This window comes from Caulobacter segnis (assembly GCF_031454995.1).
Classification (GTDB): Bacteria; Pseudomonadota; Alphaproteobacteria; order Caulobacterales; family Caulobacteraceae; genus Caulobacter; species Caulobacter segnis_E.
In genome coordinates this window covers 269,103-287,859 of record NZ_JAVDRV010000004.1, presented here as the reverse complement: position 1 = coordinate 287,859, position 18,757 = coordinate 269,103, and the positions used below count along the sequence as shown (strand labels likewise).

Genomic DNA, 18,757 nt, shown 5'->3' with positions numbered 1-18,757 from the left:
CCGGCGGCCTATATCCGCGCCATGGACCACCTGCCCGTCGATCCCGCCCGCTACGGCGCCTTTCTCGTCGCCATGTTCGTCATGGCGATCACGCCAGGCCCGGCCAACCTGTTCGCCATCGCCACCGGCATGGAGCGCGGCAAGGGCGCGGCCCTCTTAGGGGTGGCGGGCATGAACGCCGCCACCCTGGTCTGGTTCACCGGCTCGGCCCTGGGTCTGGGCGCCCTGATCATCGCCTTCCCCCAGGCCTTCCACGTGCTGGCCCTGGCCGGCGCGGCCTATCTGGTCTGGCTGGGCCTGAAGTCACTGTGGGCGGGGATCAAGAACCTGGAAAGCCACGCGTCGGCCACCGTGCGGGCCGGCCGCTCGGCCTTCGTGGACGGCTTCATGGTCCAGATCGCCAATCCGAAGATCCTGCTGTTCTTCTCGGGCGTGCTGCCGCCGTTCCTGGACATCAAAAGACCGCTGGCGCCGCAACTGGTCATGTTCGCCTGCGCAACCATCGGCATGGACCTGATCAGCATGTCCAGCTACGGCCTGGGCGGCGCGGCCCTGTCCAGTCGGATGAACGAGCCCGGCTTCCGGCGCGCCTTCGCCCTGCTGGTCGGCGTCCTGTTGATCACCGCCGCCGCCCTGATCGTCTCGCGCGGCTAGCGTCGACACCCTAGATTTCAAAACGGTTGCAAACTGCGCCTTGGCGAAACCACAAAGCCCAGCCAGAGTTGTATCTAATACCCAGGACTCCGCTTGAAGGAGCAAGTCATGTCTATGAAGAAGGTCGCCATCGCCGCGGCCCTAGTGATCGCCGCGGGCCTGTCCGCCTGCGCCACGCCAACGCCCTATCAGCCCAAGATCACCAAGGGCGCCGTCACCGGCGGCTTCTCCGAGCTGAAGCTGGAGGGCGATCGCTATCGCGTCAGCTTCGCGGGCAACAGCCTGACCTCGCGCGAGACCGTCGAGCGCTATCTGCTCTATCGGTCGGCCGAACTGACCGTGCAGCAGGGCTATGACTGGTTCGAGACCGCCGACCACCGCACCGACCGTACGGCCCGCACCTATGTCGAGCCCGATCCCCTGGCCCGCCCGGGCTTCGGCTACGGCTATCCGTACGGCTACTGGCGCCCGTCCTGGCGCTACTACGGCTCGCCGTACGGCTGGCGCACCTGGGACCCCTTCTGGGGTGACCCCTTCTTCGCCGACCGCGCCCAGATCCGCACCGTCGAGAAGTTCGAGGCCGGCGCCGAGATCGTGATGCACAAGGGTCAGAAGCCGCAAGGCGACCCGCGCGCCTACGACGCCCGCGAGATCATGGCGAACCTCGCCAGCACGATCCAGCGGCCGGCGCCGCCGAAGTAGGAAAGCAAGATGCTCCCCCGCGATGCGGGGGAGCTGTCACGGAGTGACTGAGGGGGCTACGCGGCCTACGCCCAGCTCGCCCCCTCCGGCCCTCTGGGCCACCTCCCCCGCATCGCGGGGGAGGATTTAGCTGCCTTACCGCGGGGCCATGCGGATGCCGCCGTCCAGGCGGACGTCCTCGCCGTTGAAATAGCCGCAGGTGATCATCGTCAGGGCCAGCTGGGCGTATTCTTCCGGGTTACCCAGGCGCTTGGGGAACGGCACCGAGGCCGCCAGACCGGCCTTCACAGCTTCCGGCGCGCCGTTCATCAGCGGGGTGTTGAAGATGCCCGGCAGGATGGTGTTGACGCGGATGCCCTCGCCCATCAGGTCGCGGGCGATCGGCAGGGTCATGCCGACGACGCCCCCCTTGGACGCCGAATAGGCCGCCTGGCCCATCTGGCCGTCCTCCGCCGCCACGCTGGCGGTGTTGACGATCGCGCCGCGCTCGCCGTCTTCCAGCGGCTCCAGGTCCAGCATGCCCTTGGCCGACTTGGCGATGCAGCGGAACGTGCCGACCAGATTGATCTGGATGATGCGGTCGAAGGCGTCGAGCGGGAAGTGCTTGGTCTCGCCGGTGGTCTTGTCGCGGCTGGCGGTCTTGGCGGCGTTGCCGGTGCCGGCGCAATTCACCAGGATGCGCTCCTGGCCGTGAGCCGCGCGGGCCTTTTCGAAGCCGGCGTCGACATCGGCGTCGCTGGTGACGTTGACCTTGCAGAAGACGCCGCCGATCTCCTTGGCCACCTGCTGGCCGCGCTCCTCGTTCATGTCGAACAGGGCGACCTTGACGCCTTGGGCGGCCAGGGCACGCGCGGTGGCCTCGCCGAGGCCCGAAGCGCCTCCAGTGACGACGGCGGCGACGGTGTTGTCGAGTTTCATGGACGTTTCCCCAGAGTTTGCGTTTAGGATCGGTTGGAAAAGAGAAATAGACCGATGAGCCGCGACGCCAAACCGTCCCCCGACGTAAACGTCAACGACGTGCTGGACCCCTCCAAGGCCCTGGTCCCGGCCACGGTGCGCGTCAACGAGGAACGCGTCGCGCGCGGCTTCCTGCCCAAGATCCGCAAGGTGGCCGCCAAGGTCCCCTTCGCCGCCGACGCCCTGTCGGTCTGGTGGTGCGCTCGCGACCCCGAGACGCCGACGGCGGCCAAGGGGATGATGCTGGCGGCCCTGGCCTATTTCGTCCTGCCGACCGACGCCCTGCCGGACATCCTGCCGGTGATCGGCTTCACCGACGACGCGGCGGTGTTCGCCGCCCTGATGGCGATCCTGGGCCGCACGCTGAAGCCCCGCCACAAGGAAGCCGCCCAGGCCTTCCTGCGCCGGCTGCCCGACGAAACCTGAGGCCGCCATGCTCGTCCCACTCATCGCCGCCGCGCTTCAGGCCGCCGCGCCCCCTCCCGCCGACGCCGAGGACAAGGCGGTTCTGGCGACCGCCCAGGCGTTCTTCGACGGCTTCGAGAAAAGCGACGTCGCGGCCATGCGCGCGACCCTGCTGCCGAACGCCCAATTGATGTCGCTGACCACCCGGCCTGGCGGCGAGATCGCCTTGCGTCGTTTCGGCTTCGAGGAAACCTTCGGAACCAAGCCGCCGGTCGGCGCCAAGGAATGGATGTGGTCGCCGGTGATCATCCGCCGCGGCGCGCTGGCGACCGTCTCGGCGCCCTTCGAGCTGACCATCAACGGCAAGACGGTCCACTGCGGGCTGGACGTGTTCACCCTGGCCAAGACCGAAGGCGCCTGGAAGATCGCCAGCATCAGCTGGACGGCCGAACCCGACGCCTGCCCCGAGCTGAGGAAGATGTAGGGCGACGCGATCGGCGTCATTTCGATCGCGATGCGCTTTCCTCCGTGTGCGACAGGTTGTCGCGGGCGTGCGACCGCTTAAGTTGGTCGGATGATCGAAGCTCTGCTCGCGAAGATGATCAAGACCGGCGACTTCACGGCGCACCTGCCCGGCGGTCGCATCGTCAAGGCCGGAGACGGTTCGGGTCCGCCCGTCGTCATCCGGATCAACAGCCGCGGCCTGCGGCGCCTGACCAATCCCAGCCTGGGCCTTGGCGAAGGCTATATGGAAGGCGACATCGTCTTCGAGCGGGGGACGATCTCGGACCTCTTGACCATCGTCGGCGAGAGCGGCGGGCGTAAACCCAAGCGCGGCTCGGCGCTGACCCGCATCCGCAAGGCGCTGAAGCGGCGGATCCAGCAGGTCAATGACCGCGTCGCCTCGCGCCGCAACGTGGCCCACCACTACGATCTCTCGAACGACCTCTACCGGCGCTTCCTGGACGCCGACATGCAGTACAGCTGCGCCTATTTCGAGCGGCCCGACATGACGCTGGAGGAGGCCCAGGCCGCCAAGAAGGCGCTGATCGGCCGCAAGCTCTTGATCCAGCCCGGGATGAAGACCCTGGACATCGGTTCGGGCTGGGGCGGGCTTTCCATGACCCTGGCCAAGGACTTCGGGGCCCAGATGACGGGCGTGACCCTGTCGACCGAACAGCTGGCCCTGGCCAAGGAGAGGGCCGAGAAGGCGGACCTGGCCGACAAGACCGACTTCCGCCTGACCGACTATCGCGACCTGAACGAGCCGTTCGACCGCATCGTCTCGGTGGGCATGCTCGAGCACGTCGGCGCCCCGAACTTCCAGACCTATTTCGACACCATCGCCCGCCTGCTGGATGAGGACGGCGTCGCCCTGATCCACTCGATCGGCAAGATGCACGGGCCGGGCGCGACCAACGCCTTCACCCAGAAGTACATCTTCCCGGGCGGCTACATTCCCGGCCTGTCTGAGATCGTCACCGCCATCGAGCGGGCCGGCCTGTGGATCACCGACATCGAGATCCTGCGACTGCACTACGCCGAGACCTGTCGCATCTGGCGCGAGCGCTTCATGGCCGATCCCGACATCCCCCAGATGTTCGACGAACGGTTCCGGCGGATGTGGGAGTTCTATCTGGCGGGCGCGGAGCTGGGCTTCCGGCACGGCGGCCACATGGTCTTCCAGATCCAGCTGGCCAAGAAACGCGACGCGGTTCCGCTGACCCGGGACTATCTGCTCGCCGCGGGCCATTGACCTCGCCGCTCACCCGGGACGCCATCGCTTGGGCCGCCTGTTCGACCGGTGGCGCCTTTGCTAGGCTCGACGCCCGCGAGCTGCCGATTCAGGGGCCAAGGCGAGCATGCTTGAAGACCTCAAGAACAGATGGCTCGGCGCCGGGATTGAGCCAGGGGACACGGTCCTCGTCCATAGCAACATCAAGCGGACGCTGGTTGATTTTCGGCGCGCCGGTTATGCGATTTCGCCCGAGGATATACTCCAGAGCTTCCTGGACGCGATGGGTCCCAAAGGAACGCTGATACTGCCGCTGTTCAACTTCGATTTCACCAAGGGCGTGGCGTTCGACATAAGAAGCACCCCGTCGCACATGGGGGCGCTGACCGAGGCGGGGCGCCTGCGCGCGGAGGCCGTCAGAACGGGTCACCCCATCTATTCCTTCGCGGTGATTGGGGACAAAGCCCGCTCTTTCGAGAACGTTGATAACGAAAGCGGCTACTCCGAGCAGTCGCCGTTCGGAATTCTCAGGGAATTGGATGGAAAGATCGCCGTTCTCGACCTGGACGACCAGAACAGCATGACCTTTTACCACCATGTCGAAGAGGTGAAGAAGGTCGACTATCGGTACTTCAAGAGTTTCACGGCGGACTATACGGATCGGCACGGGACGACGAGCGAAAAATCATACCAGCTCTACGTGAGAGACCTCGAACGCGGGGTCCTGACCGACGTCAATCCGGCCGGCGAACTGCTCTGGAGCCAAGGGCTCTACAAGGGCGACAGACCAAGGGTCGGCTCGGGCCTGAGGGTCATAAAAAGTCGACGGATGTTCGAGTTCGTGGAGGACATCATTGACCAGGGAAAAGCCCTGGGCGCGCTCTACTCCCTAGAGAAGAAATAATGACCATTGGACGTGAAATTCACCAACTGGCGACGCGCCTATGGGGCATTAATCGAAGCATCACTGGAGACGGCGTTCGGGAAACGCTGAGAATATTGAATGAGATCGCCCCAGGGCTTGGAATTCATGAGATCCCAAGCGGGACAAAGGTCTTTGACTGGGTCGTCCCCAAGGAGTGGAAGATCCGGGACGCCTACATAATCGATCCCGCCGGCCGGAAGATTTGCGATTTCAAATCGAACAACCTTCACGTGGTTGGCTACAGCACGCCCGTGAAGGCCAAGATGAGCCTCGGGGAGCTGGAGGCGCATCTGTACTCCCTGCCCGATCAGCCCACGGCGATACCCTATGTGACCTCCTACTATAAGGAACGCTGGGGGTTCTGCATCGCGCAGTCCGAAAGGGACGCGCTTGTCGACGGTGAGTACGAGGTCTTCATCGACTCCGAGCTCTTCGACGGCGCTCTAACCTACGGCGAATTGCTCATCGGGGGCGATTCCGAGGAAGAGATCTTTATCTCGACCTACGTTTGCCATCCGTCCATGGCCAACAACGAGCTCTCCGGCCCGACCGTCACGGCGCACATCGCCAAGTGGCTGCTTGAAAAGCCTTCGAGAAAATTCAGCTATCGGATCGTCTTCGTGCCCGAGACGATCGGGTCCATATCCTACCTGAGCCGAAACCTGGACCTGCTGAAGTCCAAGGTCGTGGCCGGCTTCAACGTGACCTGCATTGGCGACGACAGGGCCTATTCCTACTTGCCGTCGCGGAATGGAAAGACGATTTCCGACATCGCGGCCAAGCATGTCCTGGCCAATATCCACGCGGACTATAAGGCCTATACGTGGGGCGATAGAGGCAGCGACGAAAGGCAATACTGCGCGCCCGGCGTGGACTTACCAATCGCCTCGATCATGCGAACCAAATACGGGCGGTATCCCGAATACCATACGTCGCTCGACAACCTGATCGACGTCGTCACCCCCGAGGGGCTCGAAGGCGGGTACAACGCCCTCAAGCTCGCGATCGAGGCGATAGAGCGGAACCGCTATCCGAGAACAACCGTCCTATGCGAGCCGCAGCTCGGCAAAAGAGGTTTGTATCCAACCCTCTCCACGAAATCGAGCGGCGCGGAAGTCAGGCTGATGATGGACCTGATCACCTGGTCGGACGGAACGAAGTCTCTCTTCGAAATCGCGGATTTGTGCGGAGCTCCGGTCTGGGATCTTTATCCGATCCTGGACAAGCTCTCCGAACATGGCCTGCTGGAACTTCTGGACGCTCCCCTCGAGGTTTGACGCGTGAGCGGCTTGGCGGCGGCGGCCGCGCGCGCCCTCACTCCACCGTCACCGACTTGGCCAGGTTCCGCGGCTGATCGACGTCCGCGCCCTTCACCACAGCGACGTGGTAGGCCAGCAGCTGGATCGGAGCCGACATGACCAGGGTCGAGACCAGCGGGTCCGAGGCCGGCGCCGTGACCACCACCTTGGCCCCGGCCGGCGCGTGCTTCACGCCCTCGGTGTCGGTGATGAAGATCACCTGGCCGCCGCGCGCCATCACCTCGCTCATGTTCGAGGCCGACTTCTCGAAATAGCTGTCATAGGGGGCCAGGATCACGATCGGGGTCTGGTCGTCGACCAGGGCGATCGGCCCGTGCTTCAGCTCGCCGGCGGCGTAGCCCTCGGCGTGGATGTAGCTGATCTCCTTCAGCTTCAGCGCGCCTTCCAGGGCCAGGGCCGACATCGGGCCGCGGCCCAGATAGAGCACGTCACGCGCCTTGGCGACGTCGGCGGCGATCTCCTTGATGGCGTCCTCCAGGCCGATGGCCTCGGCGATCAGGCGCGGCGCTTCCAGCAGCACCTTCACCAGGCGCCGTTCCTCGGCGTCGTCGATCGTTCCGCGCGCCTTGGCCGCGGCGATGGCGAGCGCGATCATCACGCTGACCTGGGCGGTGAAGGCCTTGGTCGAGGCCACGCCGATCTCGGGGCCGCAGTGGATCGGCCAGACCACGTCGACCTCACGGGCCATGGTCGATTCCTGGGCGTTGACCACCACGGCGCTCTTCATACCCTTGGCCTTGCAATAGCGCAGGGCCGCCAGGGTGTCGGCCGTCTCGCCCGACTGCGACATGGCCACGACCAGCGAGCCCGGGCGTAGGGCTGGCGTGCGGTAACGGAACTCCGAGGCGATCTCGACATCGACCGGCAGGTCGGCCAGCTGCTCGATCAGGTACTTGCCGACCACGCCGGCGATGTACGAGGTGCCGCAGGCCACGATCTGGATGCGCTCCAGCTTGGCGAGGTCGATGTCGCCGGGGACCGAGGCGCGCGAGGTCAGGGTGTCGACATAGGCCGCGATCGTGCGCTGGCAGCCCTCCGGCTGGTCATGGATTTCCTTCTCCATGAAGTGCCGGTAGTTGCCCTTCTCCAGCATCACCGCCGAGGTCGGGACCACGCGCACCGGCCGGGTCACCGCCGCGCCCGAGGCGTCGAAGATGCGGCAGCTGTCGTGATCGAGCGCCACGTAGTCGCCCTCGTCCAGATAGATCACGCGGTTGGTGAAGGGGCCCACGGCCAGGGCGTCCGAGCCCAGGAACATCTCGCCCCGCCCCTCGCCCACCACCAGCGGGCTGCCGCGGCGAGCGCCCAGGATCAGGTTTTCCTCGCCGTCGATCAGCACGGCCAGGGCGTAGGCGCCGGTCAGGCGGTCGAGCGTCGCCTTGAAGGCCTCCAGCGGCGTAAGGCCCGTCGCCAGCTCCGCGTCGATCAACTGGGCGATAACCTCTGTGTCGGTGTCGCTCTCGAAGCTCCGGCCGGCGGCGGAGAGTTCGGCCTTCAACTCGGCGAAGTTCTCGATGATGCCGTTGTGGACCAGGGTGACCCGGCCCGCGGTGTGCGGGTGGGCGTTCTTGACGTTCGGCGCGCCGTGGGTGGCCCAGCGGGTGTGGCCGATGCCGGTGACCGCGTTCAGCGGCTCTTCGGCCAGCACGGCCTCCAGCGCCTTGATCTTGCCCTGGGCCCGGCGGCGTTCGACCTTCCCTTCGCCATGGGGACCGGCAACCACCCCGGCGATCCCCGCCGAATCATAGCCGCGATATTCAAGACGCTTGAGGCTCTCGATCAGACGGTCGGCGACGGGTTGCTTGCCGACAATGCCGATAATGCCGCACATGGGCCATGATCCCTTGTAGAACGCGTCACCGGATCGGGCGCGAGCGCTAGCTTTACGACGCCGCGTTTAGCACCCGTCCGGGATCGGCTCTGATAAATCTGCATTTCGGATCGTTTCGCGAGCCGAATTTCAGCGAGCCAATCTCTTCTGAATGGCTCAGAATTGGGGCAATGAGCGGCCCAACGACTGTAAGCTCGCCAAGAGACGACGAAATCATATGAGCAAGCGCGCCTATTTCGGCACCGACGGCATCCGCGGCCAGGCCAACAAGCACCCGATGACGGCCGAGGTGGCGCTGCGCGTCGGTCTGGCGGCCGGCAAGCTGTTCCGCTCTCAGGACCAGCGCCGGCACCTGGTGGTGATCGGCAAGGACACCCGCCTGTCGGGCTATATGATCGAGCCGGCCCTGGTCGCGGGCCTGACCAGCGTGGGCCTGGACGTGCGCCTGTTCGGCCCGCTGCCGACCCCCGCCGTGGCCATGATGACCCGGTCGATGCGCGCGGATCTCGGCGTCATGATCTCGGCCAGCCACAACAACTTCGCCGACAACGGCATCAAGCTGTTCGGCCCCGACGGCTACAAGCTGTCCGACGAGCAGGAACTGAAGATCGAGGCCCTGATGGACGAAGGCCTGCAGGAAGGCCTCGCCGCGCCGCGCGAGCTGGGCCGGGTCAAGCGGATCGACGACGCCCAGGCGCGCTATGTCGAGATCGTCAAGGCGACCTTCCCGCGCCACCGCAACCTGTCGGGCCTGCGTATCGTCATCGATTGCGCCAACGGGGCCGCCTACAAGGTCGCCCCCACCGCCCTCTACGAGCTGGGCGCCGAGGTGATCTCGCTTGGCGTCGATCCTGACGGCACCAACATCAACGAGGAGTGCGGTTCGACCCATCCCGAGGCCATGGCCAAGATGGTCCGCGAGTACCGCGCCGACATCGGCATCGCGCTCGACGGCGACGCCGACCGCCTGGTGATCTGCGACGAGAAGGGCGTGGTCGTCGACGGCGACCAGATCATGGCGATCATCGCCGGGTCCCTCGCCAAGGCCGGGACGCTGAAGGGCGGCGGCGTCGTCGCCACGGTCATGTCGAACCTCGGCCTAGAGCGTTGCCTGAACGCCCAGGGCCTGAGCCTGGAGCGCACCGCCGTCGGCGACCGCTACGTGATGCAGCGCATGCGCGAGGGCGGCTTCAATGTCGGCGGCGAACAGTCGGGCCACCTGATCCTGTCGGACTTCTCGACCACGGGCGACGGCCTGATCGCCGCGCTGCAGGTGCTGGCCGTGATGGTCGAGACCGGCCAGCCGATGAGCGCGCTGGGCCGTCAGTTCGAGCCGGTGCCGCAGCTTCTGGAGAACGTCCGCTTCGCCGGGGGCAAGCCGCTGGAGGCCAAGACCGTCAAGGAGGCCATCGCCGACGGCGAGGCCCAGCTGAACGGCTCGGGCCGCATCGTCGTCCGCGCCTCGGGCACCGAGCCCCTGATCCGCATCATGGCCGAGGGCGACGACCCGGCCCTGGTCCGGAAAGTGGTCAGGTCGATCGCCGGCGCGGTGAAGGCGGCCTGACGGAAGACGACGCCTCGCGATCGTCCCGCCGAGCCCAACGCTCCGGGTCTAGCCTATCCTAGGATATTCGACGCGGCGTCTCGGCGCGGCGCGCGCCCTCGCGCGTTAGGTCGTGGCGACCCGTAGTTGTCGGACATGAAGAGGCAAAAACCGAGCAGCGCGCTCCACGGCGCTGCCGTCGCGGCAAGTTGCATCCGCACAATAGCCGCACAAACATATTATAAATGGCATTAATTCTATTGACGGGCCTTCGCGCCTTCGTAGACATTTAGTCCGACAAAAAGAAGGGCGACGAGAGCAGTCTCGCGCCCGATCCTAGGGAGGAGACGAATGAAGCGCCTTGCGCTTATGCTGTCGGCTGCGCCGATGGTGTTTTCCGCCATGCCGGCGGCGGCTCAGATCGCCGAGAAGCCAGCTCAGACCCGGCCAGCGGCCGGCGGCAAGATCGAGGACTCGGCCGTGACCGAGGTCGTGGTCACCGGCCTGCGCAAGAGCCTGAGCTCGGCGCAACAGATCAAGCGCAACTCGGACGCCATCCTCGACGCCGTGGTCGCCGAGGACATCGGCAAGCTTCCCGACAACACCGCCGCGGAGACCCTGGCGCGTATCACCGGCATCCAGGTCGAGCGCTTCAGCGACGAGGCCAACAAGGTCCTGATCCGCGGCCTCCCGGACGTGGCCACCACCTACAACGGCCGCGAAATCTTCACGGCCGAGAACCGCCGCGTGCAGTTGCAGGATTTTCCGGCCCAGGCCCTGGCGGGCATCGAGGTCTACAAGTCCGGCACCGCCGACATCGTCGAGCCGGGCCTGGCGGGCCTGATCAACGTCCGCACACGGCGTCCGTTCGACTTCAAGGGCGGCTTCATCGGCGGCGGCGTGCGTCTGACCTACAACGACCAGAGCAAAAAACGCGACCCGAACGGCAACATCCTGGTCTCGAACCGCTGGGACACGCCGATCGGCGAGATCGGGATCCTGGCCAACGCCACCTACGCCGAGTCCAAGTACCGGAACGGGGTGCGCTACAACAACCAGTCGATCGTCAAGGTCAGCCCGCTGTCCGCCGTGTCGCCCGCCAGCGTCGGCGGCGACTTCTACTACCCCGCCTCCGTCGGCCTCTATAACGACGGCGGCAAGCGCTACCGCCCCTCGGGCAACGTCGCCCTGCAGTGGAAGCCCAACGACAGGCTGGAGATCTATTTCGACGGCATCTACCAGGGCTATCGCGGCCGCCAGGCGACCGACAACCTTGACGTCAATCTTCGCGACTGGGACTCGACCGTCCAAAAGGACCCGACCCTGACCAACGTGGTCCTGGTCCCGGGGACCACCAACCAGGCCGCCAGCTTCACCAAGAGCGGCGGGATGGCCCCCCAGGCCTATCGCTCGACCGGAGCGGATCAGACCAACACCTATCAAGGCGCGATCGGGGCCGTCTGGCGCGGCGACCGGCTGACCCTGTCCACCGACCTTGCCTACGAGGACAGCCGCTACACCGCGCGCAACTGGAGCCTGGACAGCACCTTCGCCTCGCCGCCGACCGTCAACGTCAAGTTCAACGAGAAGGACGGGGCCGCGTTCGACATCCCGGGCTTCAACGCCTCGGATCCCGCCAACTACGTCTGGCGCGGCTATTACGAGCGCCGCTACATCGCCAAGGGCAGCGGCGTGCAATGGCGCGGCGACCTGACCTATGACACCGGCTCGTCGCTGATCCCGGAGATCAAGTTCGGCCTGCGCTACACCGATCGCGACGCCTCGCTGATCCAAGGCTCGCGCTACGCCTGGGTGCTGCCGCTGAAGATGCCGCTGGCGGGTCTGCCGGTCGGCCAGTTGGAGCTGATCGAGGATCCGTTCCGGGGAAGCACGCAGGGCTTCACCCGCTACCTGATGCCTACCCGCGAGGGGGTCGCCGGCAACTTCGCGGCGCTTCGACAGCGTTCGGTCGACGCGCTCAAGCAGCTGGTGGCGCTCCACCCGAACGATCAGGGCTACATCGACAATCTGAAGGCGTTCAGCGCGCCCGACGTGCCGCTCGACCTGGCCGGCGCCTTCAACGCGAAGGAGCAGAGCTACGCCGAATACGTCCAGGCCAAGTACGCCTTCGACGTCGGCGCGATCGCGATCGACGGCGTCGCCGGCGTGCGGGTCGTCCAGACCACGGGCGAGTTCTCCGGCACCTCGCGTGTCAGCGCCAACGGCGTCACCACCCTGATCCCGCGCACGATCCGGCAGAACTACACCGATGTCCTGCCCAACGTCAGCCTACGGGTTCGGCCAGTCGACAAGGTGCAGCTGCGCCTGGCCTACACCCAGACCCGCACCCGGGTGAACTTCGGCGACCTCAATCCCGCCCTGAACATCAGCCAGGTGGTCCGCGATCCGTCGCAGCCGGTCGACCCGAACTCGCCGACCGCCAACATCAACGCCTATGGCGACGGCGGGAACCCCGACCTGCTGCCGCTGACCTCGAACAACTACGACGTCAGCGCAGAGTACTATTTCTCGAGCACCGGCAATATCTCGGTCGCCGGCTTCTATCGCGACCTGTTCGGGTTCACGAGCCGCTACACGCGTCAGGTCCAGGATCCGGTCTACGGCCTGATCCAGATCAGCCGCCCGGAGAACTCCGGCTCGGGTAAGATCAAGGGCTTCGAGATCAACGCCCAGAGCTTTCTGGACTTCCTGCCGGGCGCCTGGAAGGGCTTCGGCGTCCAGGCGAACGTCACCTACATCAACGGCCGCAAGATGCAGCCGGCGGTGCTGGGCGGCGACGGGGAGTATGTGCGGATCGAGGGCCTGTCCAAGTGGACCTACAACGCCGCGGTGTTCTACGAGCGTAACGGGATCACGGGCCGGCTGTCGTACAATCGCCGCTCGCCGTGGGTGGACTACTACCGCCAGGCCACGGACGGCTCGCGTTACACCGGCGTCGGCATCCGCGGCACGTCGCGCCTGGACGCCTCGCTCAGCTACGACGTGACCAAGAACATCACGGTCGGACTGGACGTGACGAACCTGCTGGCCAAGCCGTTCGAGAACTACAACAACTACTCGCCGACCCAGGCCTACCCGGTCGATGTGCGCTACGAAGGCCGCTACTACGGGTTGGGCCTGCGATTCCGCTTCGGCGGGTAGGCGCGGAGGCGGCCAGCGGCAGGGTCGCTGGCCGTCCTTTCCGTCGTCAGACCCCCAGCTTCGGAGCCTTCAGCCGCCGCTTGTTGACGTGGTGGCTGGGGGCCTCCGCCTGGATTTCCTCGGGGTATTCGCCCTTGAAGTAGAAGCGCTGCCAGGCCTCCTTGGTGGCTTCCGGGTCGCGCTTGAAGATCAGGCTGTTGAACTCGGTGCGCTTCTCGGCCCAGACGTCGTACTGGCGGCGCAGCTCGGGGTTGGAGTTCATCGAGCGGATCACCGGCTGGAACGACTCGATGGCCTTATCCTGCAGCAGCATCAGGAAGCAGAAGGTCTCGCCCTTCTCGAACCGCACCGTGCCGGGGCGCGTGAAGATCCAGTTCATCGTGAAGGGGAACGGCAGCCAATCGGTCTCGATGACCCCCGCCAACGGCTGGATGCCGTCCTTGACGTGGTTGGGCGGCCCCATGGCCATCATCGACCAGCCCGGCGGCGTGCGGAACAGATAGCCGGTGTGGAAGGTCACGACCCCCCGCGTGAAGTGCGACTTCACGAAGTCGGTGAAGCCCGGATAGGGGTGGTCGGGCTGGAACTTGATGCACTCCTGGTGCGCCCCGCCGTCCCAGGTCATCGAGAAGCCGACCGGACAGAGGATATCCCAGCCGGTGGTGTTGGCCATGGTCAGCGGCAGGCAGCGATAGGGATGGCGCTCGGCGAACCGATCCATCCAGGCGCGCTGCGGCCGCCCCGGCACGATCTCCGGCGGACGGTTCTCGGTGGGATAGCACTCCAGTTCCATGCCGGTCCTTTGCTGGGTTTCCTGCCCCTTGTGGATCAGGTCTAGCGGGCAAGACCCGAGGCCGTCTAGTAGAGCCGCATGAAGACCCGCGCCGACCTGTTCGCCTTCTTCGACGCCCACGGCGTCGACCACCAGACCCTCGACCACCCGCCGGTGTTCCGCGTCGAGGAGGGACTGGAGATCAAGGCCGCCCTGCCCGGCGGTCACACCAAGAACCTGTTCCTCAAGGACGCCAAGGGCCAGCTGTGGCTGATCTCGGCCCTGGGCGAGACGAGGATCGACCTGAAGAAGTTGCACCACGTGATCGGCTCGGGCCGGCTGTCGTTCGGCCCCGAGGCGATGATGATCGAGACCCTGGGCGTGACGCCGGGCTCGGTCACCGCCTTCGGCCTGGTCAACGATACGGACAAGCGGGTCCGCTTCGTGCTGGACAAGGCCCTGGCCGAGAGCGACCCGGTCAACTTCCACCCGCTGAAGAACAACGCCACCACCGCCGTCAGCCAGGCGGGCTTCCGCCGGTTCCTGGAGACCCTGGGGATCGAGCCCATGATCGTCGACTTCGAGGCGATGACCGTCGTCTGACCGGCGCCCGTCAAGCGAACGGATCATTGCGCGAGCGCCCGCCAGGGACCATCTTGGCGGCTGGCGCGTTTCCTGCCCCAAGTCCTCCTATCCCCGAGTACACGAGAGACCCGATGTCCCTGATCGGCGAAAAGCCCGCCGCCCCCGCCTCGGGCAAGAGCGAACACATCAAGGATGGCTCGGACGCCACCTTCATGGCCGACGTCATCGAGGCGTCGAAGACCCAGCCGGTCATCGTCGACTTCTGGGCCACCTGGTGCGGCCCGTGCCGTCAGCTGACCCCGACGATCGAGAAGGTCGTCAACGCCGCCAAGGGCGCGGTCAAGCTGGTCAAGATCGACGTCGACGCCAACCCGGCCTTCGCCGGTCAGCTGCGCGTGCAGTCGATCCCGACCGTCTACGCCTTCGTCGACGGCCGCCCGGTGGACGCCTTCCAGGGCGCCCTGCCCGAGAGCCAGGTGAAGGCCTTCGTCGAGAAGCTGGCCAAGGCCGGGGGCGGCGAAAACCCGCTCGACGAACTGATCGCGCTGGGCAAGGAATCGCTGGAGATCGGCGATGTCGGCGGCGCGGCCCAGGCCTTCGCCCAGGCCCTGCAGACCGACCCGACCAACATCAAGGCCATCGGCGGCATGGCGCGCGCCTATGTGATGGGCGGCGACCTGGAGGGCGCGGCCGAGGTGGTGGCCATGGCCCCCGCCGACGCCAAGGATCCCGACCTCGACGCGGCCCGCGCGGCGCTCGCCCTGGCCGAGGAAGCCCCGTCCGAGACCGCCGCCTTCGAGCAGCGCCTGGCCGCCGATCCCGACGACCACGAGGCCCGCTTCGAGCTGGCCAAGGCCCTGGCCGGCGCTGGGCATCTGCAGGCGGCGGCCGACCATCTCTTGACCATCATCGCCCGCGATCGCGCCTGGAACGACGAGGCCGCTCGCAAGCAGCTGCTGACCGTGTTCGAGGCCGCCGGCCCGACCTCGGAAGTCGCCAAGCAAGGGCGGCGGAAGCTGTCGTCGATCCTGTTCAGCTAGGACCTTAAGCCCACGGAGAGTCCATGCCGGCCGTCTATCGAAAGCTTGGCGACCTACCCCTGGTGATCCCGGTCTTTCCCTTGGACGGCGTGCTGCTGCTGCCCGGCGGTCAGCTGCCGCTGAACATCTTCGAGCCGCGCTATCTGAACATGCTGGACGACGCCATGTCCGGCGAGCGGATCATCGGCATGCTCCAAACCCGGCCGGGCGGCGATCACCAGCGCCCGGCCCTGGCGCCGGTCGGCTGCGCCGGCCGCGTGACTAGCTTCGCCGAGACCAGCGACGGCCGCTACCTGATCACCTTGACCGGCCTCTGCCGCTTCCGAGCCGGCGACGAGCTGCCGGTCCGCACGCCCTACCGGCAGATGCGCGTCGACTTCAGTCCCTATGAGCCCGACCTGCGCGAGGACGGCGCGGGCGAGCGCACCGCCGCCGACATCGACCGGCTGCTGGTCGCCCTGCGCCGCTATCTGGACCATCGGGGCCTGGCCATCGACTGGGGCGACGCCGAAAGCGCGCCCTCCGACGCCCTGATCAACAGCCTAGCCATGGCCCTGCCGTTCGACCCGATGGAAAAGCAGGCCCTGCTGGAGGCCGAGACCATCTTCGAGCGCAAGGCGACCCTGACGGCGCTGCTCGAGATCGACGCGGCGGGAGGCGACGATGACGAACCGACCTCTATCCAATAACCAAGAGGGCCAGTAGACAGGCGCCATGACCCAAGCCGCCCCTCCCCCCGTCGATGTCGATCCGCGCCTGTTGGAAGTCCTGGTGTGCCCGGTGACCCGGGGCCCGCTGGAATACGACCGCGCCAAGGGCGAACTGATCAGCCGCTCGGCCAAGCTGGCCTATCCGATCCGGGATGGTGTTCCGATCATGCTGCCGGAAGAGGCGCGGGAGCTGGAGGCTTAAATCCTCTCCCGATGGGAGAGGTGTCGGCGCAGCCGACGGAGAGGGGAATGGCCAGCTCAGCGGGACTTCCCCCTCCGGCACTTCGCGCCACCTCCCCCGCTAGGGGGAGGATTTAGAGCGCCTGCCCGCGCAACAGCTTCGGCAGATCGCCCACCCCACCGCCGGCTTCGTGCATGAAGAACCGCCGCGCCGGGGCGATGCGGTTGACCACCGCCAGGCCCGCGCCGCGCGCGACCCGCAGCAGCGGGTTGTCGTTCGAGAAGATCCGGACAAAGGCGTCGAAGGCCAGGGCGTTGGTCACGGTGTCGAACCGCCGCCAGCGGGCGTAGCGCTCCAGCACCGCCTCGGCGCCGATATCCTCGCCATTGCGCACGGCCTCGACCAGCACCTCGGCCAGGGCCGCGGCGTCCTTGAGGCCCAGGTTCAGCCCTTGGCCCGCGATCGGATGCACCCCGTGGGCGGCGTCGCCGATCAGGGCCAGACGCGGCGCGGTCATCCGCTCGGCCATCAGCAGCGACAACGGGTAGACGAAGGTCTGCCCCACCACCTCGACCTGGCCCAAAAAGTCACCGAAGCGGCGCATCAGGTGGGCGTGGAACATCTCCGGCGAGGCGTGGCGCAAGGCCTCGCCGCGCGCGGTGCTCTCGGTCCACACCAGGCTGGCGCGCTGCTCGGTCAGCGGCAGGATCGCGAACGGGCCGCTGGGCAGGAAGTATTCATGGGCGACGCCCTCGTGCGGGCGCTCCAGCTTGACCGTGCAGACGACGCCGCTCTGGCCATAGCCCCAGCCGATGTGGCCGATGCCGGCCGCTTGGCGAAGGACCGAGCCGCGTCCCTCGGCGCTGACCGCGAGCGGCGCGGTCAGGGCGCGGCCGTCGGAGAGGATCAGGCGGGCCGCGCCGGGCGTGACCTCCAGGTTCTTGGCCGCCATCGGCGCGATGACCGGAATCTCCCTCTCGATCACCGCCTTGGAGAGGGCCGCGCGGATCTGGCGGTTCTCGACCAGATAGCCCAGCGGCTCGCCCTCGATGCGGCCGGAGATCTCACTGGAGTCGAAGCGCAGGAACGACGCCGAGGGCTTGCGGGCCGCCGCGCCGGGCGTCCTGCCATCAGTGACCAGGATCTGCTCGATGCGCTGGGCGTGCGGCTCCATCTCGCCCGCGCCGATCGCCCGCCACTGGCGGAACGAGGAATAGGCGATGGCCGAGCTGCGGCCGTCGAAGGACGGCGCCAGCTGGGCGTCGAACGGCTGGGGATCGACCAGCAGGGGCTTGAGGCCGCCGGACTTCAGGGCCAGGGCCAGGGTGGCGCCGGCCATGCCGGCGCCCGCGATGATCACGTCTGCATCATGAGCGCGCATGACGGGGATATGGGCCCCGTCTCCCGGACCTGTCCAGACGCGCGGCTACTTCTTTTCCGCGTAAGGGGCCTTTTCGGCATAGGGGTTCTGGGCGTCGCCGCGGATCAGACCGCGCGTGGCGTCGCCGACGCCCATCATCACGAACTGGACGGCCAGGGCGCAGAGGATCAGGCCCAGGACCCGCACCACGATGCTCATGCCGATCCGGCCCAGCACCCGGCTGATCAGCGGCGCGGCCCAGAAGGCGGCCACGACCACGGCCGAGACCGCGGCGATCACCGCCACCCCGATCCCCGCGCCGGCCAGGCCCAGCGGCTTGGCCTCGGCGGCGTAGATGATCACGGTCGAGATCGCGCCCGGCCCGATCAGCAAGGGCATGGCGAACGGCACGATCAGCCGCTCGAACCGTTGCCGGGCATAGGCGCGCGGCGACTGGTCTTCCACGCCCTCGGCGGCGTCGGCGAACATGGTGGTGAAGTCGTCGCGCACCATGTCCAGGCCCAGGATGAACAGGATAATGCCGCCGGCGATGCGGAACGCCGGCATCGAGATGCCGAAGAAGGCCAGCAGGCCCACGCCCGTGAAGTAGAAGAAGATCAGGAACGCGGTCATGAACAGGCCGATGTAGACGGCCACCATCCGCCGCCCCGCCGCGGCCGCGCCCAGGGTGGCGGCGGCGAACAGCGGCACGTTGCCGATCGGGTCGATCAGCGCGAACAGCGCGACGAAGAAGTTGACGGCGAGTTTGGCCTCGGTCATTCGACGTCCCTACCTTTCAGATCGCGCCCAAGCTTGCCCTTCCTAGGGCGGCTGATCGCGCGCGCCAACCCTTGCGACCAAACATGGGGACTAGAA

General features: G+C 66.6%; 18 protein-coding genes. 13 read left to right on the top strand and 5 right to left on the bottom strand.

Features of this window, described 5'->3' with window-relative positions; genetic code table 11:
• Positions 1 to 21: 21 nt before the first annotated feature.
• Together J2728_RS15695 and J2728_RS15690 are read left to right on the top strand one after the other, a co-directional pair.
• A complete protein-coding gene (locus J2728_RS15695) occupies positions 22 to 654 on the top strand; it encodes a LysE family translocator (RefSeq protein ID WP_310000680.1) in 633 nt (210 codons plus the stop codon).
• A gap of 108 nt (positions 655 to 762) precedes the next feature.
• Complete coding sequence (locus J2728_RS15690) at positions 763 to 1,356, top strand: CC0125/CC1285 family lipoprotein (protein ID WP_310000602.1); 594 nt, start codon at positions 763 to 765, stop codon at positions 1,354 to 1,356.
• A gap of 135 nt (positions 1,357 to 1,491) precedes the next feature.
• On the opposite strand, the gene J2728_RS15685 is transcribed toward J2728_RS15690, so the two are convergent.
• A complete protein-coding gene (locus tag J2728_RS15685) occupies positions 1,492 to 2,274 on the bottom strand; it encodes an SDR family NAD(P)-dependent oxidoreductase (protein WP_310000601.1) in 783 nt (260 codons plus the stop codon).
• A 54-nt stretch (positions 2,275 to 2,328) separates the two neighbouring features.
• Between J2728_RS15685 and J2728_RS15680 the strand changes: the two genes are divergently transcribed.
• The 5 genes from J2728_RS15680 to J2728_RS15660 all read left to right on the top strand — a co-directional run bounded on the left by J2728_RS15680 (position 2,329) and on the right by J2728_RS15660 (position 6,655).
• Entirely contained in the window at positions 2,329 to 2,739 is a 411-nt protein-coding gene (locus J2728_RS15680; RefSeq protein ID WP_310000598.1) for a YkvA family protein, read from the top strand.
• A gap of 7 nt (positions 2,740 to 2,746) precedes the next feature.
• Positions 2,747 to 3,202 carry a nuclear transport factor 2 family protein gene (locus J2728_RS15675; protein ID WP_310000597.1) on the top strand — a complete coding sequence of 152 codons (456 nt, stop codon included), beginning with the start codon at positions 2,747 to 2,749 and terminating at the stop codon, positions 3,200 to 3,202.
• A gap of 90 nt (positions 3,203 to 3,292) precedes the next feature.
• Positions 3,293 to 4,474, top strand: a complete 1,182-nt coding sequence (locus J2728_RS15670; protein ID WP_310000596.1) for a class I SAM-dependent methyltransferase — start codon at positions 3,293 to 3,295, stop codon at positions 4,472 to 4,474.
• A gap of 106 nt (positions 4,475 to 4,580) precedes the next feature.
• Positions 4,581 to 5,357: an AAC(3) family N-acetyltransferase gene (locus J2728_RS15665; protein WP_310000594.1), complete on the top strand. Its 777-nt coding sequence runs from the start codon at positions 4,581 to 4,583 to the stop codon at positions 5,355 to 5,357.
• A complete protein-coding gene (locus J2728_RS15660; RefSeq protein WP_310000592.1) occupies positions 5,357 to 6,655 on the top strand; it encodes a DUF4910 domain-containing protein in 1,299 nt (432 codons plus the stop codon). The genes J2728_RS15665 and J2728_RS15660 overlap by 1 nt, the downstream gene beginning before the upstream one ends.
• A 37-nt stretch (positions 6,656 to 6,692) precedes the next feature.
• On the opposite strand, the gene glmS is transcribed toward J2728_RS15660, so the two are convergent.
• Entirely contained in the window at positions 6,693 to 8,528 is a 1,836-nt protein-coding gene (gene glmS / locus J2728_RS15655; protein WP_310000590.1) for a glutamine--fructose-6-phosphate transaminase (isomerizing), read from the bottom strand.
• 217 nt (positions 8,529 to 8,745) lie between these two features.
• Here glmS and glmM point away from each other — a divergent pair, with 217 nt between their 5' ends.
• Together glmM and J2728_RS15645 are read left to right on the top strand one after the other, a co-directional pair.
• Positions 8,746 to 10,092 (top strand): phosphoglucosamine mutase, encoded by a 1,347-nt coding sequence (gene glmM / locus J2728_RS15650; RefSeq protein ID WP_310000587.1) that lies wholly within the window; start codon positions 8,746 to 8,748, stop codon positions 10,090 to 10,092.
• A 330-nt stretch (positions 10,093 to 10,422) separates the two neighbouring features.
• Positions 10,423 to 13,233 carry a TonB-dependent receptor gene (locus tag J2728_RS15645; protein ID WP_310000584.1) on the top strand — a complete coding sequence of 937 codons (2,811 nt, stop codon included), beginning with the start codon at positions 10,423 to 10,425 and terminating at the stop codon, positions 13,231 to 13,233.
• Between the two features lie 46 nt (positions 13,234 to 13,279).
• Here the strand turns inward: J2728_RS15645 and J2728_RS15640 are convergent, their stop codons facing one another.
• Complete coding sequence (locus J2728_RS15640; protein ID WP_099444508.1) at positions 13,280 to 14,026, bottom strand: DUF6065 family protein; 747 nt, start codon at positions 14,024 to 14,026, stop codon at positions 13,280 to 13,282.
• A 78-nt stretch (positions 14,027 to 14,104) separates the two neighbouring features.
• Here J2728_RS15640 and J2728_RS15635 point away from each other — a divergent pair, with 78 nt between their 5' ends.
• From J2728_RS15635 to J2728_RS15620, 4 genes are all read left to right on the top strand, one after another.
• Positions 14,105 to 14,608 carry a prolyl-tRNA synthetase associated domain-containing protein gene (locus J2728_RS15635; RefSeq protein WP_310000582.1) on the top strand — a complete coding sequence of 168 codons (504 nt, stop codon included), beginning with the start codon at positions 14,105 to 14,107 and terminating at the stop codon, positions 14,606 to 14,608.
• Between the two features lie 113 nt (positions 14,609 to 14,721).
• Entirely contained in the window at positions 14,722 to 15,630 is a 909-nt protein-coding gene (gene trxA / locus J2728_RS15630; RefSeq protein ID WP_310000580.1) for a thioredoxin, read from the top strand.
• A 23-nt stretch (positions 15,631 to 15,653) separates the two neighbouring features.
• Complete coding sequence (locus J2728_RS15625) at positions 15,654 to 16,319, top strand: LON peptidase substrate-binding domain-containing protein (RefSeq protein ID WP_310000578.1); 666 nt, start codon at positions 15,654 to 15,656, stop codon at positions 16,317 to 16,319.
• Between the two features lie 25 nt (positions 16,320 to 16,344).
• Positions 16,345 to 16,542, top strand: a complete 198-nt coding sequence (locus J2728_RS15620) for a Trm112 family protein (RefSeq protein WP_310000576.1) — start codon at positions 16,345 to 16,347, stop codon at positions 16,540 to 16,542.
• Positions 16,543 to 16,654: 112 nt separating this feature from the next.
• On the opposite strand, the gene J2728_RS15615 is transcribed toward J2728_RS15620, so the two are convergent.
• Both J2728_RS15615 and J2728_RS15610 read right to left on the bottom strand, forming a co-directional pair.
• Positions 16,655 to 17,902 carry a UbiH/UbiF/VisC/COQ6 family ubiquinone biosynthesis hydroxylase gene (locus J2728_RS15615; protein ID WP_310000575.1) on the bottom strand — a complete coding sequence of 416 codons (1,248 nt, stop codon included), beginning with the start codon at positions 17,900 to 17,902 and terminating at the stop codon, positions 16,655 to 16,657.
• A 45-nt stretch (positions 17,903 to 17,947) separates the two neighbouring features.
• Positions 17,948 to 18,661 carry a MarC family protein gene (locus J2728_RS15610; RefSeq protein ID WP_310000572.1) on the bottom strand — a complete coding sequence of 238 codons (714 nt, stop codon included), beginning with the start codon at positions 18,659 to 18,661 and terminating at the stop codon, positions 17,948 to 17,950.
• Positions 18,662 to 18,757: the final 96 nt, after the last annotated feature.

What these genes read in the sequence shown, in the direction of transcription:
- J2728_RS15615 (WP_310000575.1), bottom strand. Translation starts at nt 17,902, where the DNA reads ATGCGCGCTCATGATGCAGACGTGATCATCGCGGGCGCCGGCATGGCC.
- J2728_RS15610 (WP_310000572.1), bottom strand. Translation starts at nt 18,661, where the DNA reads ATGACCGAGGCCAAACTCGCCGTCAACTTCTTCGTCGCGCTGTTCGCG.
- J2728_RS15625 (WP_310000578.1), top strand. Translation starts at nt 15,654, where the DNA reads ATGCCGGCCGTCTATCGAAAGCTTGGCGACCTACCCCTGGTGATCCCG.
- J2728_RS15690 (WP_310000602.1), top strand. Translation starts at nt 763, where the DNA reads ATGTCTATGAAGAAGGTCGCCATCGCCGCGGCCCTAGTGATCGCCGCG.
- glmS (WP_310000590.1), bottom strand. Translation starts at nt 8,528, where the DNA reads ATGTGCGGCATTATCGGCATTGTCGGCAAGCAACCCGTCGCCGACCGT.
- J2728_RS15640 (WP_099444508.1), bottom strand. Translation starts at nt 14,026, where the DNA reads ATGGAACTGGAGTGCTATCCCACCGAGAACCGTCCGCCGGAGATCGTG.
- J2728_RS15680 (WP_310000598.1), top strand. Translation starts at nt 2,329, where the DNA reads ATGAGCCGCGACGCCAAACCGTCCCCCGACGTAAACGTCAACGACGTG.
- J2728_RS15695 (WP_310000680.1), top strand. Translation starts at nt 22, where the DNA reads ATGGACCACCTGCCCGTCGATCCCGCCCGCTACGGCGCCTTTCTCGTC.
- J2728_RS15620 (WP_310000576.1), top strand. Translation starts at nt 16,345, where the DNA reads ATGACCCAAGCCGCCCCTCCCCCCGTCGATGTCGATCCGCGCCTGTTG.
- trxA (WP_310000580.1), top strand. Translation starts at nt 14,722, where the DNA reads ATGTCCCTGATCGGCGAAAAGCCCGCCGCCCCCGCCTCGGGCAAGAGC.
- J2728_RS15670 (WP_310000596.1), top strand. Translation starts at nt 3,293, where the DNA reads ATGATCGAAGCTCTGCTCGCGAAGATGATCAAGACCGGCGACTTCACG.
- J2728_RS15635 (WP_310000582.1), top strand. Translation starts at nt 14,105, where the DNA reads ATGAAGACCCGCGCCGACCTGTTCGCCTTCTTCGACGCCCACGGCGTC.
- J2728_RS15665 (WP_310000594.1), top strand. Translation starts at nt 4,581, where the DNA reads ATGCTTGAAGACCTCAAGAACAGATGGCTCGGCGCCGGGATTGAGCCA.
- J2728_RS15675 (WP_310000597.1), top strand. Translation starts at nt 2,747, where the DNA reads ATGCTCGTCCCACTCATCGCCGCCGCGCTTCAGGCCGCCGCGCCCCCT.
- J2728_RS15660 (WP_310000592.1), top strand. Translation starts at nt 5,357, where the DNA reads ATGACCATTGGACGTGAAATTCACCAACTGGCGACGCGCCTATGGGGC.
- J2728_RS15685 (WP_310000601.1), bottom strand. Translation starts at nt 2,274, where the DNA reads ATGAAACTCGACAACACCGTCGCCGCCGTCGTCACTGGAGGCGCTTCG.
- glmM (WP_310000587.1), top strand. Translation starts at nt 8,746, where the DNA reads ATGAGCAAGCGCGCCTATTTCGGCACCGACGGCATCCGCGGCCAGGCC.
- J2728_RS15645 (WP_310000584.1), top strand. Translation starts at nt 10,423, where the DNA reads ATGAAGCGCCTTGCGCTTATGCTGTCGGCTGCGCCGATGGTGTTTTCC.